Here is a 16,117-nt window from a genome sequence, read left to right on the forward strand (position 1 = left end):
AATAGGAAGATGCTCAACCTGTTATACGCAATGAAACTTGAACATTATGAAGGAGGACATCTTACACATGCCTGAAGGTCTGATCGTCAAGGCGCTTAGCGGATATTATTATGTCTCCAGCCTGGATCAGGATGGGCGTCCGGTATCTGGCGAAGCTACGGTACAATGCAGAGCACGCGGCATTTTTAAGAAAAAAGAGATTACGCCTCTTGTCGGTGATCGGGTCGTTTACGAACTGACTGAGAACGGGGAAGGTATGGTCGAGGAGATTAGAAAGCGTACGACAGAGCTAATTCGTCCTCCAGTAGCTAATACCACGCTAGCCGTGCTACTGTTTTCCTTGCGTGAGCCGGATTTAAACCTGCCTTTACTGGACAAATTTTTAGTCCATATTGAGCACGCCGGACTGGATACGATTATCTGTCTGACTAAGCGCGATTTGTATGAAGGCAGCCCTTCAGAGGATGACACCGTGCTGGCCGTTCAGGAAATGTACCGGAAGATCGGTTATGAGGTGCTGGTAACCAGTGCCCGTACCGGAGAAGGGACGGCTGAGCTTAAGAAGCTGTTGGCTGGTCAAATCAGCGTGTTTTCCGGGCAGTCAGGTGTAGGAAAGTCTTCCATGCTTAATGCTCTGGAGCCTGGGTTAACGCTGGAGACGAGCGCCATAAGCAATAAGCTGGGCCGAGGAAAACATACAACTCGTCATGTGGAGCTGATTCCTCTAGACAACGGAGGGTTTGTAGCAGATACACCGGGGTTTAGCCAGCTGGATTTTCTGGAGCTAGGTGTGGATGAGTTATCTCCCTGTTTTCGTGAATTCCAGCAGTATGCGGAAGGATGTAAATTTCGGGGGTGTACCCATATTCACGAGCCTAGCTGTAAAGTAAGAGAGGCCCTGGAAGAAGGCCATATTTCACAGGGACGATATGATAGCTATTTGCAGTTCTATCAGGAATTAAAAGAAAAAAAGCGGAGGTACTGAGTATATGTTAAAAATAGCACCGTCGATTTTATCCGCTGATTTTGCTCGCTTGGGCAGTGAAGTTGCGGAAGCTGAGGCAGGAGGGGCAGACTGGATTCATGTGGATGTAATGGATGGACATTTTGTATCCAATATTACACTGGGCCCACCTATCGTTCAGGCTATTCGTCCGCATACGACTCTTCCCTTAGATGTTCATCTGATGATTGAGCATCCTGAACGCTATATTGGCGATTTCGTAAAAGCAGGAGCCAACATCATCACTGTTCATGCTGAGGCCTGTGTTCATTTGCATGGTGTCCTTCACTTGATCAAGCAGCAAGGCGCTCTGGCTGGAGTGGCTCTCAATCCGGGTACTTCACCATACGCGATCAAGGAAGTGCTGCCAAATGTGGATATGATTCTGGTGATGACGGTCAATCCTGGCTTTGGAGGTCAGTCCTTCATTCCAGAGACGTTAAATAAAATTAGACAAATCCGTGCTTGGCTGAACGAATTGGGTCGTCCAGACGTACATATCGAGGTAGACGGAGGTATTGCGGAGGAGACGGCACCAGCCGTATTTGAAGCGGGGGCTGACGTGTTGGTGGCTGGTAGTGCGGTATTTGGCAGAGCAGACCGCGCAGCGGCTATTGCTGCGATTCGGGACAGTGCAGCTCGTTTGTCCAAGTGAAGCTGACTGAAGCATTGTGGATGACTGTAGCGAGCATGGCGACGGGGTTGATCCTTAGCTGTTTCTCGCTAGTGAAGGCTCCTTGGAATGCTGTTCTTTCACTTTTGGCTGTTCTAATTGTACTGTTTTATTTTCGAAAAAATGAACGGCGTGGTTTACGAATAGGTTTTGTGGTGTGCAGCGTACTTTATTATATCCTGTTTATTTTCATACTCTCAGCATATCTCTATGTTCGCGGACTTGTCTGATGGTATAGCCTGGGATGGTTGCGCATAAATATGGTTACATGAGCGGGATTCTCATGTAGCCTTTTTTTGTGGGGCAACAACCCTTGACAGGTTGCATAAACTACAGAGAACGGATGCAGGAGGATGATGGGGAGGGTGAGGCATGAAGTTTTACACAATCAAGCTGCCAAAATTTCTGGGTGGATTCGTTAAAGCCATTTTGAATACATTCCAGAAAAACTGAATTCAACGTAATGTAAACACAGGATGTAGGATGAAAGCTGGAGGTACACAGTACACAGGGCATGCTTCCCGGGCACAACAGATAGGTAGCTCGGCAGTAAAAGATAGGAACGCACGGGAAGGTGCCTGACATTTTGTTCTCCTGAACCAGATGGATATTACTTTTCGAATAACCAAAAAAGCACCCGTTTAAAACGAGGTGCCTTTTGTTTATAACGATATTTTTTTACGACTACACGCGAGTCACTTTACCGGCTTTCAATGCACGAGTGCTGACATAAACGCGTTTCGGTTTACCGTTAACGAGAATGCGAACTTTTTGTACGTTGACGCCCCAAGTACGGCGATTACGGTTGTTAGCGTGAGATACGTGGTTACCGCTGCCAGGCTTTTTGCCTGTTACAGAACATTTACGAGACATGATTCCACCTCCTATTCTGAAAATAACCAAATTCCATATGGAACGGGTCTCTCTTCAGGCCGACTGGGTCAGCCGGACTTTGTAAGTCACTAACCTGAACAAAACAATACTTAAATATAATATCATAGTCAAAAAAGCTCCGTCAACTGATTCAAAAACTTTATTTATTTCTCTTTCGCATTATAGTACAATATGGGATAGTTATTGCTGCGATTATTTTGTATTAAAATGGAATGTGAATTCTTATTCCAGTCATGCCGGCAGTTCAGAGGCGGGACTATAGTCATCATTCCAGCCGATGATTTATTGTTAGGCAGTTGACTGGTTTTTCATTTTATATGACCTGTAGAAGAACGACCAGACGTGAGTACAAAAGCTTACGAAAGTGTGATATTCGTATTCGTCGTCTGGCTTTAGTATAATTCAATTGAACCTGTACGCACAGTTGAATAAGGTGTTGTGAAGGTTGATAGAAAAACAAGTGTATTAAGCTAGGAAGGGGAATTCTCTTGAGTAATCGTTCTTTGAATGGAACAGATTTTACCGCAATGGTTTTAGCCGGGGCGGAACAATTACAGCAGCATGCGGAACATGTCAATTCACTAAATGTATTCCCAGTGCCAGACGGTGATACGGGAACCAACATGAATTTGACGATGAGCGCGGGCGTAACGGAATTAAAGAGGGGGGACTCTTCCTCCATCGGTGTCATGTCCGGCATATTATCCAAAGGTTTGCTGATGGGAGCCCGCGGCAATTCAGGGGTTATCCTGTCTCAGTTGTTTCGTGGCTTCAGCCGTTACGCTGCCCCATACGAGGAATTGAATACCCTTCAGTTCGCATCGGCATTGCAGAGCGGGGTGGATGCGGCCTACAAGGCGGTTGTTAAGCCGGTGGAGGGTACAATTCTTACCGTGGCGAAGGAAGCGGCCAGGCATGCTGTGTTTTTCTCGCGCCGGACGAACGACATCACGGAACTGATGGAAGAAGTGCTTGCCAAAGCGAAGGAAACGCTTGCCATGACGCAGGACATGCTCCCTGTATTGAAGCAAGTAGGAGTTGTAGATTCGGGTGGGCAAGGTCTTGTGTACATTTATGAAGGTTTTATGCAGCATCTTGGAAGCGGCTTGGTGACGTCTTCAACTGCAAAAAGTGATAATGTACGCACGGTTTTTGCTCCTCACGTATCGGAGAGACCTACTGCTACTGCAGTTGTTCCTTCCCCAGATGCGCCGATTTCTGCGCAAGCGAAGCTCGAAACGGATAATATTGAATTTTTGTATGATATGGAGTTTTTTATTAATCGACAATTGGGCGAAGCGCAAGGTACCGATTTTGATGAGGAAGCCTTCCGGAAAGCGTTAGCAGTAGATGGTGATTCTATTATCGTAATTTCAGACGATGATGTCATCAAGGTTCACGTGCATTCTAAGGCTCCTGGTGAAGTGCTGAATTTGGCACTGCGCTACGGAGAAATTACACAGATTCGTATTTTAAATATGCGCGAGCAGCATCGTGATTTGTTGTCTGCGGGTATGGATGTTGCTCCTGAGCCTGAGTGGTTTGCTGAAATACCAACAGAGCCTGCACGTGAGGAAGAGCCGTCTGAGCCCCCTGCTCATGAACTGGCATCCTTTGGTTTTATAGCTGTGGCTTCCGGTGAAGGAATTGCTGATATTTTCAGAAGTTTAGGCGTCGATGTTGTCCTTTCTGGCGGCCAGACAATGAATCCGAGCACAGAGGACTTCGTTAATGCGGCGCGCTCGATTGCGGCTCAACATATTTTTATTCTTCCGAATAATTCCAATATTATTTTGGCGGCAGAACAAGCACGTGAACTGCTAGAGATGGAACGTATGGTGTCGGTTATTCCGAGCAAAACAATTCCTCAGGGCATTGCGGCAGCATTTGCCTTCCAGGAGGAAGAGGCTTTTCAGGTAAATCAGGACAATATGCGTGACGCAGTCACCCGGGTGAAGTCTGGGCAAGTGACCTACGCGGTACGGGATACGACACTGGATGACCTGCATATTACAGCCGGGCATTACATCGGTATTCAGGATTCCAAAATTGTAGCGACCGAGGAACACTTAATGGCAACGTCCCGTCTTTTGCTAGCGAAAATGCTGGTGAATGGCGATGAAATTGTTACGATTCTCACAGGTTCAGACGCGAATCAAGAAGACACAGATCAGCTTGTTGCATGGCTTAAAGAAAATTATGCGGATGCTGAAGTGGAAGTTCATGAAGGTGGTCAGCCGATTTATCCTTATTTGTTCTCAGTGGAAACCTGATGTGCTTTAGCACGCCCATGGAAGTCCACAACAAAAGGAGGTCTGACTGATGAGCAGTACCATCATTTTGACGGATAGCACGGCTGATATTCCACCGGAATTAGCAGACCGTCTCGGTATAGTTGTTGTACCATTGACAGTGATGTTCGGCAGCACAGCTTACCTGGACGGCATTGAGATGTCAGCGTCGCAGTTTTACAGCGAACTAGTACGGGCTGATGAGCTACCTACGACATCACAGCCTTCACCAGCCCGTTTTTTGGAGACATACACGACGCTATTGGAGCAATACCCCGAGAGCCAGGTTATCTCTATCCATTTATCCTCGGGTGTGAGCGGAACGTATCAGTCTGCTCTGCTGGGCAAATCCATGCTGGAGAAGCATGAACATAGAGTGACTGTGGTGGATTCCAAATCAGCTTCATACGGATACGGCATGCTAGTGGTTTATGCGGCAGAGCTGGCGGCTGCCGGGCATTCCCCGGCTGATATCGTTCGGGCTGTGGAACGTCGTGGGGAGCGCCGTCGTTTGTATTTCCTGGTGGATACCCTGGAATACTTACAAAAAGGCGGACGTATTGGCAAGGCAGCGGCAATGGTTGGTACGTTACTTAACATTAAGCCGATTCTTTCGATTGACAAAGAAGGCACTATTTATTCGGTTGATAAGGCGAGAGGGCATAAAAAAGCGACAGCACGTATAATTGAACTACTGGAGCGGGATTTAAAAGGCCAAAAAATTAATATTGCTGTGGGTCATACGGCAGATCGCTCAGCGGCAGAAGCGTTCGTGGCTCAGCTGGCAGAGCATTTTGAGCTGGGAGATCGAATATATACTGAACTTGGCGCTGTGATTGGGACCCATGTAGGGCCAGGTACGATTGGCATTTTTGTATGGCCGGCCGGAGATGAGAGGTAATATGCTGCAATTGGATCAAATACCTTTAAAACAAATACATGGCGTGAGTGCTCTCAAAGAGGGAGAGCTTCACGCTTTTGGTATTTCTAACGTACAGGACATGCTGGAATATTATCCGTTTCGGTATGAAGATTACCGACTGCGCTCGCTAAGTGAAGTGAAGGATGGAGATAAGATTACAGTACAGGCCAAAATTATGGGCATTCCGGTGCTTCAGCGTTACGGGCGCAAATCAAGGTTGACTTGTAAATTGATGGCCGAGGATTGGATGTTTACCGCGACGTGGTTTAATCGGCATTTCATGAAGGAGCAGCTAACCTCAGGTCGTGAAATTGTGGTGACTGGTAAATGGGATCTCAAACGGATGCAGATGACTGTTGCAGATTCTGAGTTTCCTGATAAAGGAGTAGCCCGCTCGGGGACACTTCAACCGGTGTACTCTATAGGCGGTAAGATTACGCAAAGCTGGATGCGAAAAACAATGAGCCAGACACTCCAGCAGTTTGGTGAAATGATCCCCGAAATATTGCCTGAGTTGCTTGTGCGTAAATATAGTATGATGCCGCGCAAGCAGGCTATTGCGGGTATACACCAGCCTCAGGACAACCGCGAGGGGCAAGAGGCTCGTCGGCGGATGGTGTATGAGGAGCTATTTTTATTTCAGCTGAAAATGCAGGCATTCCGGGCGTTAAATCGTGGTCGAGCGGACGGGGTGGTACATACGGTGGATAACGCCACGATTCGTGAATTTGTAAGGGCTTTGCCTTTTGAATTAACGGATGCACAGAAGAAGGTAGAGCTTGAAATACTGCACGATCTACGCTCACCTTATTGTATGAACCGTCTGCTTCAGGGAGATGTTGGGTCAGGTAAAACAGTTGTTGCTGCCATCGGTTTATTTGCCACAGTACGTTCCGGTTTTCAGGGAGCGCTGATGGTGCCAACCGAAATATTGGCCGAGCAGCATATGCGATCGCTTCACAAGCTGTTTGAGCCCTTTGGAATCAGTGTGGGCCTATTGACTGGGAGTACAACCGGGAAGAAGCGTAAGGAGCTCCTAGCTGCTCTCCAAATGGGTCTGCTGGACATTGTAGTAGGCACCCATGCTCTCATTCAGGAGGATGTATATTTTCGCCAGCTTGGGCTTGTTGTAACGGATGAGCAGCATAGATTCGGAGTGAATCAGCGTAGTGTACTGCGTCGCAAAGGCTATAATCCCGATGTGCTGACGATGACGGCCACACCGATCCCCCGTACGCTGGCCATCACTGCGTTTGGCGATATGGATGTTTCTACGTTGTCAGAGCGGCCGAAGGGGCGTATTCCAATTTCCACCTATTGGGTGAAGCACGAACTGATGGATCGGGTACTTGGTTTTATTTCCCGCGAGGTAGATCAGGGACGGCAGGCTTATCTGATTTGCCCGTTGATTGAAGAATCGGAGAAGCTGGACGTACAGAATGCCATCGATTTGCATATTCAAATGCAACAGGCTTTTCCACATTACCGCGTTGGGCTATTACATGGACGAATGACTCCCGCAGAAAAGGAAGAAGTTATGCGTTCTTTCTATGCGAATGAGGTTCAGTTACTCGTTTCAACGACGGTTGTGGAGGTGGGGGTAGACGTTCCCAATGCGACGCTAATGATCATTATGGACGCGGATCGTTTTGGGCTGTCCCAGTTACATCAATTACGTGGACGTGTCGGACGGGGAGCACATGCCTCGTATTGTGTACTGATCGCTGATCCTAAGTCGGAGGTTGGTCAGGAGCGGATGAAGGTTATGACCGATACGGACGATGGTTTTGAGGTGGCTAGACGCGATCTGGATTTGAGAGGGCCGGGTGACTTTTTTGGCACCAAGCAGAGTGGGCTACCCGAGTTTCGTTTAGCAGATATGGTAGCGGATTTTGAGGTGCTGGAAAAGGCGCGGGAGGATGCAACCGATCTGATTAAGGATTCGTCCTTTTGGACATCTCCGCAGTATGAAGCACTGCGCGGTTATTTGCAAAAAGAACAGATTTTCCAGGGGGATCTCATCGACTAATCCACCATGAATCATGAGGTTGTTCTAAACGTTTTAAACAGATAGGCACAATGGACAGGCTGGCCGTCATATATTTGGGAATGACCGAATGATATGGGAGGTGTGGCAACATTGAGCTATCAGCAATATGGAATTAGTCCGCAACTGGTGGAGCGGATTAAGTTGAAAATGAAGAATCGTGCGCTCAAGGAGCGGGTTAAGCAGCAGATTGAAGGTGTGACTAAAGCGGACCTGCAAAATAAAGCTAAGGTGCGTCATCTTGTGAAGTCCACTTCTGCTATTTTAAACGAGCGTTTGACGGCTGCACAGGAGGAGCAATTGACCGCCTTCGTATTGGCACAAAAAATTGATCCGTCCAATACATTCCATCTAATCAAGCTGTGGGGAATGTTCCGTTGATTGCTATTTGAAGAGGTGCTTCAAAGCGCTCTCCATGTTTTTTTGTGAAGCAGAGATGAAAAAGGATTGCCTGATATCAGGCAATCCTTTTTGGTTTGTATTAGTTCATTCCCCGGGCAATAGCTAGTGTGTGCTTATCATGAGACTTTTATTTGTAATGACCTCCAATTTTGATAGACCGTTCCATGGCCTGCCCGGCATCTGTTAACGACGATGCGCGCATGATGATGGACTGACCGTACCGATCCTTTAAAGTGTCCGTCACCTTTTCCAAAGCACGGGATCGCTCCAGATCCTCAAAAAAATCCAGCTGATACAGTTGATCATCCACCAATCCGCTTAAAGTAACCCCTGCGCGCTTCACGGGCATATGATTCCAAAAAGTATAAAAGATTTTTTTAACGGTTTCATATACCTTTTGGGTATGGTTTGTAGGATCGGGTATCTTCATTTGTCGGGAGAATCCGGTTGGTGCCTCGTAGGGACTGCATATACAATGAACAGTCACAACCGAGCCCATATATCCTTTGCGGCGGGCGTCCCGACACACCTCCTCTGTTAGTTCAAGCAGGATGGTTTCCACTTCCGCAGGCTGGAGATAGTCGCGGGGAAGAGTCATCATATGACCGATGGATTTGGGAGGTGTATTAAATGTTTCCGGCTTGACCGGGCTGTGATCGATCCCGTTAGCAGTTCGCCATATCACCTCTGCCTGAATATCGGACTGCTTGCCGAAATGAGACCGGAATCTGTCCTGTAGCCGGGGTAAGGGAGTACGTGCAATATCTCCAATGGTGTGTAGTCCAAGCTTCTCCAAATGCCGTTCCATGCGCGAACCGATGCCGAACATAAGACGTACTGGCTGAGGCCACAGCAACGCTGCAATATCGGATGTAGGCAACAAGAAAATGCCACTGTCATTTTTTTTAGCCCATATATCTGTTGCGGTTTTAGCCAGCATTTTGTTTGAGCTGATGCCAATTCGAATCCATACTCCTGTTTGTGCCAGTACCTTTTGCTGAATTTCACTTGCAATACTCACCGGATCCCCGAACAGGGAGAGGCTTCCGCTCATATCCAGAAACTGTTCATCAATGCTGAAAACCTCAACCAAATCCGTATATTCATTATAGATTTCTGTTATTTTTAATGAGACATCGATATAATGCTGCATACGTGGGCGTACAATGATAAGGTCAGGACATTTTTTCACCGCTTCTCCCAGGCGTTCTGCTGTAGATATACCGTATTTTTTGGCCAGCGGACACGCAGCTAAAATAATGCCTGAACGAAGTGCAGGGTCACCGGCCACAACGAGTGGCTTATGTTGGTATTTGGGATCATCTGCTTTTTCGATGCTGGTATAAAAACTTTGGCAGTCCGATAAGAATATGGTTCTATTTCTGCTTTCCTTCAAAAATCCGACCTCCTCTCCTGATATGTGTGGGTCATCCTTCCAAAATATTCTTGAATGTATACTCTTATAGTAGTATTATATACAGAACAAGTGTTCCTAATACAAATGTATTTTTTGGAACGTTACAGTTTACGGAAAACCTAACATGGCGTATCATAATATCTTGAGCAAAAACAAGTGGAAATGAATGAATATTGAGGGGAGAAAACCATTTTTATGAACCCAAAACGTCGACCATCATCTCAAAAACGCAGTAGGTGGCGTATTTTTGGCAGAGTTTTGCTGATTAATATCAAGTGGTTCTCGTTTGCGGGTGTACTTGGAGTGCTGTTTGCTGGAGGTCTTATATCCGGTTATGTGGCGGCACTGGTTCATGATGAACCTGTACGATCACGTCAGTTGATATATGAAAAGGTAAATGAGAACGCTCTGACCAGCTTTGTATTTTTTAATGATCAGGTAACTCCGGTTGGAAGAATGCGCATGGAGGAGGATCGACAGCTCGTTGATCTGAAGGATGTTCCTCAGTCTATTGTGGACGCCCTCATTTCAACGGAAGACAGCCAATTTTATGAGCATCGTGGTGTGGATTTAAAGGGAACTGCTCGTGCCGTTAAGCAGAAGCTTTTGAATGAAAACCGCCAAACAGGCGGCAGCACACTGACGCAGCAGGTAGCCCGAAGGGTTTTTCTCAGTCTGGATAAGACGGACAGTCGCAAGGTGAAGGAAATGCTACTGGCACTGCGTATGGAGCGGTTTATGGGCAAGGATAAAATATTAACGGCTTACTTAAACAAAATGCCTTTTGGTAATGGTTCCGCTGGTTACAATTTATATGGAATCAAGTCTGCTTCGTTAGGGATTTTCAATGTAAGTGATCTACATAAGCTTCATATTGCTCAGGCGGCTTATTTGGCAGGTCTCCCGCAACTGCCATCTGTTTATTCCGCTTTTGATGGTAAAGGGAACTTCGATGAAGAAGGCTTCAATAAAGCGATGGAGCGCCAACGTGTCGTGTTGGGAAGAATGCTGGCAACAGGTAAACTTACGCTATCCGAATATAACGAGGCGCTTCAATTTGATGTGAAAGCCACTCTTGCGCCACATCGCGAAAAAAGTTATAATACATTCCCTTATTTGATGCTGGAGACAGAGCGGGAAGCCGCCCAATTGTTAGCGCTCCAGCAAAATCCCGATATCACGGCAGCCGAGATTTCCAAGCCTGAGCATGCCGAGCTTCTTCAAAATACGCGAGAAGAGTTGCAACGGTCCGGCTATCGAATTTATACAACGATAAATAAGAAAATTTATAACAATATGCGGCAGATTGCAGCCAATCCACAAAATTTTTCTCCATACAGTAAGAAGAAGGGATTAGAGCAGATTGCAGCAATCATGATTGATCATAAAACAGGGGCTATACTCGGTATGATCGAGGGCAGGGATTTTAATACCGAGCAAATGAACTATGCAACTCAAATGACACGTCAGCCCGGTTCTGCCATGAAGCCTATTGCTGCTTATTTACCTGCTTTGGAAAAGGGCTACACTCAGCCAGTCGGTCTTATTGATGATTCACAAATCATATTGAAAGACGGGCGTAAAGGTTATCATATTCCTAAAAATTATAACAGACGGTACGAGGGGCTTATGACAGCCCGTGAAGCACTCAATCGGTCAATCAACATCCCTGCGCTGAGGCTGTTCCTATATGAAGTTAAAATTCCAAATGCTTGGAATTTTGTGCGTTCTCTTGGAATTACGACGATTCAGCCGCAGGATGAACATGCTCAGACAGGGGTTTTGGGTGGACTAAGCAAAGGGGTATCCGTCGAGGAACTGACCGCAGCATATGGAACGATTCCCAATATGGGTGTATATAATGCACCTCATCTGATCAGCAAAATTACGGATGCCAACGGGAAGATCGTATATGAATTTAAACCGCAGACGAAGCGTGTATATTCGCAGCAAACCGCATTTTTGATGACGGATATGCTCAAAACGGTTATATCAGATCCGAGGGGAACCGGCAAACGCCTGCAAAATGCTTTTAAAAGCTACGGTGCCATTGATATCGCCGGTAAAACCGGTACGACACAAAACTTTGGTGATGTGTGGTTTATGGGGTACACACCTGACGTTACACTAGGCGTCTGGGCTGGTTACCGCCAACAGGTTAATACATTATCTCAAGAAGGCCATTCCAGAGCACAGTCAGTGTGGGCACTGATCATGAATGAGGCGGTCAAGGACCAGCCTGAGCTTTTTAAGAAAAAGCACTTTATACGGCCGGAAGGTGTTGTAAGAGTTACGGTTTCTAGCCTTACAGGTAAGCTGCCAGGGCGTTATTCCCGTCAATCGGGTCAACTCGTGACTGACTGGTTTAATCAAAAGTATGTGCCTACCGAAGTTGGAAGAGAACAGCTTCCGCGTTCTGCTAGACCAGTGGTCCCGTCTAAACCAGATATCAAGGAAAAAGAAGTCCCAGAGGTTGAGGTACCTGCAATAGATCAAGAGAAAATTCCACCAGAGGAAACGGATCCTACTGTTCCTGACGCAGGCACAGAGATAGATATGCCTGATGAGAATGAAGATTTGCCATCTACAGATACTCCGCAACCTTCTGTTGAAAACGAGCAGGTGACTCCTTCTGAATCACAAAGCCAGAGTGAGACTCCAAAAACCAAATCTGACGAAGTTGTTTATCCTGAAATAATATCTGATCAACCCAAAAACTAAACGACAGGAACGGCCTAGTTTAAAATGCCGTTCCCGACAATGTCTACAGTGACCTGCGGATGAAAATGGATATTGGGGTATTCTTTATTCCAATCTACACTTTTCCATACTGCTGGATAATGAGCGATCAACTGTCTGCCTACGCCAAAGGCATCACATCCATTTTCCTGAAGTGTACGGATAATTTGTTCCGCATCCTGGGTCATGATTTCGGAAAGTTGACGGTTCAGACGCTGTACGTTAGCTTTATCTTGAAGATGGTTTCGTGCATATTCAACAATATCGACAGGCAATTTTAGGTTAAGCTCCACATCAATTTGTCCATCGCGCTGAACGTTCACTTTAAGGCTACGTTTGACATTCTGGATTTTAGCCTGATACGTAATAAAGTTTTGCACATCACCGACAGGTCCGGGATGTATCCTTTTTACAAAGCGAGCTGTATTTTTCCACTTTCCAGTCATTAAGACATATAAAACACCTTGCTCACTACTTAGGCTTCCTGTGAATTTTTGTCCGTGAAATAAGGCAATTCCACGTGCTGTAATATCTTCTCCTTCTTTGGAAAGATAGGGGAGTACAAAATCTTGACCCGGATCAAGCATTGGGGGGAGCAGTGTCTCCAGTGTCATTTCCGGGAACATACACATTTCCTCAAGGCTTCTGATTTTTTTGGTTATAAATTCGCCAATCAAGAGGCTACCTATGCTTTTTTGATCTATTATTTCCCCAGCTAATCCATCTACAATAGCTACCTTGACATGGGAAGTCGGATGGTCAGGCTCACGATACAGCACATCCAGATAGGGATATAAATCTTTTCGGGCCAAGCTTGTACCATACAGAATAACTCCGTATTTGAAAAAGCGGATATCCCCGGTTACTTTGGCTCGGATTTTGTCTGTACTTTGCCGAACGGAATGGCCGGTGCCTGAGTGAATTTCATTGGTGCTTTTACCTTGATTGCTTTGAGAATCGTCTACAACCTCTAGCGTTTGCAACAACATGCCTTCAGGAGTGAGATCATAAGCCGATGCATTTGCCAATCGGGCATCCTTCAAATTGTCCTGATCCCAGCAGCCTGTTATAAAAATGAGTAGAGTTAGCATTCCAAGCGCTCTGCTCTTTTTTTTCATGTTTCAGGTCCCTCCTTTTTTTTGAAGAGATAGGAGAGGATCAGCAGCAGAAAAGGGAACGCAATTAGGAAAATATAAGCAGAATTATTGGCTATGGAACCAATAAGCTCGAAATCTTCTCTTCGTTGAGGCAAATAGGCAATACAACATGAGGCGAGCACAACAAAGGAAACCGCCTTTTTGTGACTTTTTTGCTTGAATAGATAGCTTATTCCGTAAGACGCCGCATAATAATAACCACTTATAGCTCCAAAGATCGAAATGAGCCAAATCGGCAGAAAAATAAAATCGACCCGATCCATCGTTCCCAGTGGAATGGATCTGAGCAAATAAATGACTGGCTCCGGCATTAATTCAAGCTGTTGGGGGCTGAATACGGTTTACAGGTAAATACGGTAAAACAATACAATAGTACCACGATCGCGTTAGCTGCCAGAATTGACTTGAGCTTGCTTGTACTTTTGCCCTCAACCATGGGAAAGACGACAAGAATGAACTCAAAACCAAACATCGCTAGGAGCGTTTCTTTTGAACCGACAATAATACGGGGCCATCCCGCCTCAGTCAGAGGTAGCAGATAAAGCGGGTTGGACTGCTTTATACCATAGCTAATTAACAGCATCATGGGAAAAATCAGAAATGAAATTAAAACAAGTACTCGGGCAATCGTTCTTAAATTTTCGCGAACCAGATATATGCTACTGAACAAAAACAGGGCAAGTATAGCCCAACGGGGAGTATATTGCAGCATCCAGCGGTTAATGACGTCATAAGCGTTCACAAGAACCGAGGTACCCATGAGCAGATAGTAAGCAATGTAAGCCACAGTCAATCCTTTTCCAATCCAGGAACCAGTAATCTGGGTTAATATTTGATAAATCGAAGAGGAGGGAAAACGTCTTAGCAGGAGCCAGCACATCAAAATAATGAGTTGAATCAAAAGGCCACCAATAATGACAGATATCCAACCCCCTCCTTTAGCTGAAAGGTGCATCTGATAGGGAAGTGACAAAATATCTACGCCAATCTCAAACTTAATGATGAGAAAAAACAGTTGACCCGATGCAATGGTACTTTCTTTATTCACGTCTTTTCCAGCTCCTAGAGTCGTTCTGCTGCTTCAATTTTTGGGCTTGGGAATCATATGGTCGCTGATGGAATGTCCAAATCGGAAAGCGGATAAAAACATCTTTCATATCACCGAGCCGGAATGGTGCAAGAGGAGCAAAGTAGGGCGTACCAAAGGTCTCCAGCTTGCAAAGGTGGATGGTAAGAAAAAGTAAACCGAAAGCAATGCCAATGTATCCAAACAAGGCTGCAGCAATCATCATCGGAAAACGAAGGATACGAACCGCTGAGCTCATTTCATGAGAAGGCACTAAAAAAGAAGAAATGGCTGTTAACGAGACGACGATGATCATCGTATACGACACGAGACCAGCCCGAACGATAGCATCTCCGATGACGAGACCGCCAACGATTCCAATAGTTTGACCAACCCGACTGGGTAGACGAACCCCGGCTTCTCGTAGCACCTCAAAGATCAATTCAAGCAGCATAGCCTCCACAATCGCTGGGAATGGAACGTTTTCCAGTGATTTTTTGATGGTATGCGCCAGTTCTAATGGCAAAATAGCTGGATGAAAAGCAATCGTCGCAATGTAAATGGCAGGTAGCGTAAAAGCGATCAAAAAGCTCATCATTCGAATCGTTCTTAGAAATGAACTAATAATCCAACGGCCGTGATAATCATCTGGGCTTTGGTAAAATGCAAAAAAAGAGACGGGAGCTATTAGAGCAGTTGGGCTACCTTCAGCCAAAATCGCTATGCGTCCCTCCATTAGATTGGCGGTCACACGATCCGGTCGTTCCGTGCTGAGCTGTTGAGGGAAGAGGGAAAAAGGGTTGTCCTCAATAAACTCTTGAATAAAACCGGGGGGGAGCACCATATCGGAGGAGATCGCTTTAATTCTCGTTTTCACTGCTTCCACTAGCTCAGGATTAGCCAAGTCTTGAACATAGACAATAGCGATTTTAGTCCGGGTTTTAGATCCCACATAAAAGTAGCGTACAACCAGTGACGGTGTGACAATTTGTTTGCGAATCAGATTCAGATTGATGGATAACTGCTCAATGAATCCATTGTGCGGTCCGTGAATAATCCCTTCGTTTTCTGGTTCGTCCGTACTGCGAGCATACGTTTTTTCGGAAGAAAGGATAAAAAATCCTTCCGCTCCATTTATCATAAAAATGCAATATCCCTGGATAAGCGAATCAGCAGCATTTTGAAGGTCGGTGTCTTTTTGACTGCTTAAGGTGGTGAACATTTGATGAGAGACTGCATCGGTTTTCTCATATAAGGCACTCAGGATATGAGTTTGAATCATCTCCTGATCTACGAGCGAATCAATATAGAGCAGCATACCGTCTTTGCCGTCAACGGAAATCGCCTGCTTTTTTAAATCATCCGTATAAAAAAGGGCTTGCTCAATAAAGGAAACATTCCTACTTAATTCAACGGAAGCTGCGTCATGTCCAGCCAAGAGAGCACCTCCTTTTTGGATGAGATAGGCATAATGTGTGTCAAATGGATTGAGTTTATCCATGATAT

General features: G+C 45.8%; 14 protein-coding genes. 8 read left to right on the top strand and 6 right to left on the bottom strand.

All coding sequences use genetic code 11. The features are described from left to right. Positions 1-67 precede the first annotated feature (67 nt). The 3 genes from rsgA to spoVM all read left to right on the top strand — a co-directional run bounded on the left by rsgA (position 68) and on the right by spoVM (position 2,129). On the top strand, positions 68-985 hold the full coding sequence (rsgA, locus tag MHB54_RS23550; protein ID WP_023989300.1) for a ribosome small subunit-dependent GTPase A: 918 nt from the start codon (positions 68-70) through the stop codon (positions 983-985). Positions 986-989: 4 nt separating this feature from the next. Continuing rightward, on the top strand, positions 990-1,658 hold the full coding sequence (gene rpe / locus MHB54_RS23555) for a ribulose-phosphate 3-epimerase (protein ID WP_023989299.1): 669 nt from the start codon (positions 990-992) through the stop codon (positions 1,656-1,658). Positions 1,659-2,048: 390 nt separating this feature from the next. Then, positions 2,049-2,129 carry a stage V sporulation protein SpoVM gene (gene spoVM, locus MHB54_RS23560; protein ID WP_010345573.1) on the top strand — a complete coding sequence of 27 codons (81 nt, stop codon included), beginning with the start codon at positions 2,049-2,051 and terminating at the stop codon, positions 2,127-2,129. A gap of 231 nt (positions 2,130-2,360) precedes the next feature. Here the strand turns inward: spoVM and rpmB are convergent, their stop codons facing one another. Continuing rightward, complete coding sequence (gene rpmB / locus MHB54_RS23565; RefSeq protein ID WP_013310881.1) at positions 2,361-2,549, bottom strand: 50S ribosomal protein L28; 189 nt, start codon at positions 2,547-2,549, stop codon at positions 2,361-2,363. 509 nt (positions 2,550-3,058) lie between these two features. On the opposite strand from rpmB, the gene MHB54_RS23570 reads away from it, so the two are divergent. From MHB54_RS23570 to MHB54_RS23585, 4 genes are all read left to right on the top strand, one after another. Next, positions 3,059-4,843: a DAK2 domain-containing protein gene (locus MHB54_RS23570; protein ID WP_076159465.1), complete on the top strand. Its 1,785-nt coding sequence runs from the start codon at positions 3,059-3,061 to the stop codon at positions 4,841-4,843. Between the two features lie 49 nt (positions 4,844-4,892). Further along, on the top strand, positions 4,893-5,762 hold the full coding sequence (locus MHB54_RS23575) for a DegV family protein (protein WP_023989297.1): 870 nt from the start codon (positions 4,893-4,895) through the stop codon (positions 5,760-5,762). Between the two features lies 1 nt (position 5,763). Continuing rightward, positions 5,764-7,812, top strand: coding sequence for an ATP-dependent DNA helicase RecG (gene recG / locus MHB54_RS23580; RefSeq protein WP_069080003.1), 2,049 nt, complete (start codon positions 5,764-5,766; stop codon positions 7,810-7,812). A gap of 111 nt (positions 7,813-7,923) precedes the next feature. Further along, on the top strand, positions 7,924-8,211 hold the full coding sequence (locus MHB54_RS23585; protein ID WP_013310877.1) for a stage VI sporulation protein F: 288 nt from the start codon (positions 7,924-7,926) through the stop codon (positions 8,209-8,211). A 148-nt stretch (positions 8,212-8,359) separates the two neighbouring features. Here the strand turns inward: MHB54_RS23585 and MHB54_RS23590 are convergent, their stop codons facing one another. Further along, entirely contained in the window at positions 8,360-9,628 is a 1,269-nt protein-coding gene (locus MHB54_RS23590; protein ID WP_069080002.1) for a DNA polymerase IV, read from the bottom strand. Positions 9,629-9,844: 216 nt separating this feature from the next. Between MHB54_RS23590 and MHB54_RS23595 the strand changes: the two genes are divergently transcribed. Continuing rightward, on the top strand, positions 9,845-12,370 hold the full coding sequence (locus tag MHB54_RS23595; protein ID WP_340982041.1) for a transglycosylase domain-containing protein: 2,526 nt from the start codon (positions 9,845-9,847) through the stop codon (positions 12,368-12,370). Between the two features lie 14 nt (positions 12,371-12,384). Here MHB54_RS23595 and MHB54_RS23600 read toward each other — a convergent pair whose 3' ends face one another. From MHB54_RS23600 to MHB54_RS23615, 4 genes are read right to left on the bottom strand one after another with little or no spacing between them, the layout of a single operon-like run. Further along, positions 12,385-13,506: a Ger(x)C family spore germination protein gene (locus MHB54_RS23600; protein ID WP_076264819.1), complete on the bottom strand. Its 1,122-nt coding sequence runs from the start codon at positions 13,504-13,506 to the stop codon at positions 12,385-12,387. After that, a complete protein-coding gene (locus MHB54_RS23605; RefSeq protein WP_254347463.1) occupies positions 13,503-13,835 on the bottom strand; it encodes a GerAB/ArcD/ProY family transporter in 333 nt (110 codons plus the stop codon). Before MHB54_RS23605 ends, MHB54_RS23600 begins: the two co-directional genes overlap by 4 nt. A 20-nt stretch (positions 13,836-13,855) precedes the next feature. Next, complete coding sequence (locus MHB54_RS23610; protein ID WP_264453616.1) at positions 13,856-14,593, bottom strand: GerAB/ArcD/ProY family transporter; 738 nt, start codon at positions 14,591-14,593, stop codon at positions 13,856-13,858. Then, complete coding sequence (locus MHB54_RS23615; protein ID WP_264453617.1) at positions 14,586-16,049, bottom strand: spore germination protein; 1,464 nt, start codon at positions 16,047-16,049, stop codon at positions 14,586-14,588. Before MHB54_RS23615 ends, MHB54_RS23610 begins: the two co-directional genes overlap by 8 nt. Positions 16,050-16,117 lie beyond the last annotated feature (68 nt).

It is taken from the genome of Paenibacillus sp. FSL M7-0802 (assembly GCF_038004945.1).
GTDB classification, from domain to species: Bacteria; Bacillota; Bacilli; order Paenibacillales; family Paenibacillaceae; genus Paenibacillus; species Paenibacillus polymyxa_B.

Coding starts and splice junctions, on each gene's coding strand:
- rsgA (WP_023989300.1), top strand. CDS start 68: ATGCCTGAAGGTCTGATCGTCAAGGCGCTTAGCGGATATTATTATGTC.
- MHB54_RS23595 (WP_340982041.1), top strand. CDS start 9,845: ATGAACCCAAAACGTCGACCATCATCTCAAAAACGCAGTAGGTGGCGT.
- recG (WP_069080003.1), top strand. CDS start 5,764: ATGCTGCAATTGGATCAAATACCTTTAAAACAAATACATGGCGTGAGT.
- MHB54_RS23575 (WP_023989297.1), top strand. CDS start 4,893: ATGAGCAGTACCATCATTTTGACGGATAGCACGGCTGATATTCCACCG.
- spoVM (WP_010345573.1), top strand. CDS start 2,049: ATGAAGTTTTACACAATCAAGCTGCCAAAATTTCTGGGTGGATTCGTT.
- MHB54_RS23600 (WP_076264819.1), bottom strand. CDS start 13,506: ATGAAAAAAAAGAGCAGAGCGCTTGGAATGCTAACTCTACTCATTTTT.
- rpe (WP_023989299.1), top strand. CDS start 990: ATGTTAAAAATAGCACCGTCGATTTTATCCGCTGATTTTGCTCGCTTG.
- rpmB (WP_013310881.1), bottom strand. CDS start 2,549: ATGTCTCGTAAATGTTCTGTAACAGGCAAAAAGCCTGGCAGCGGTAAC.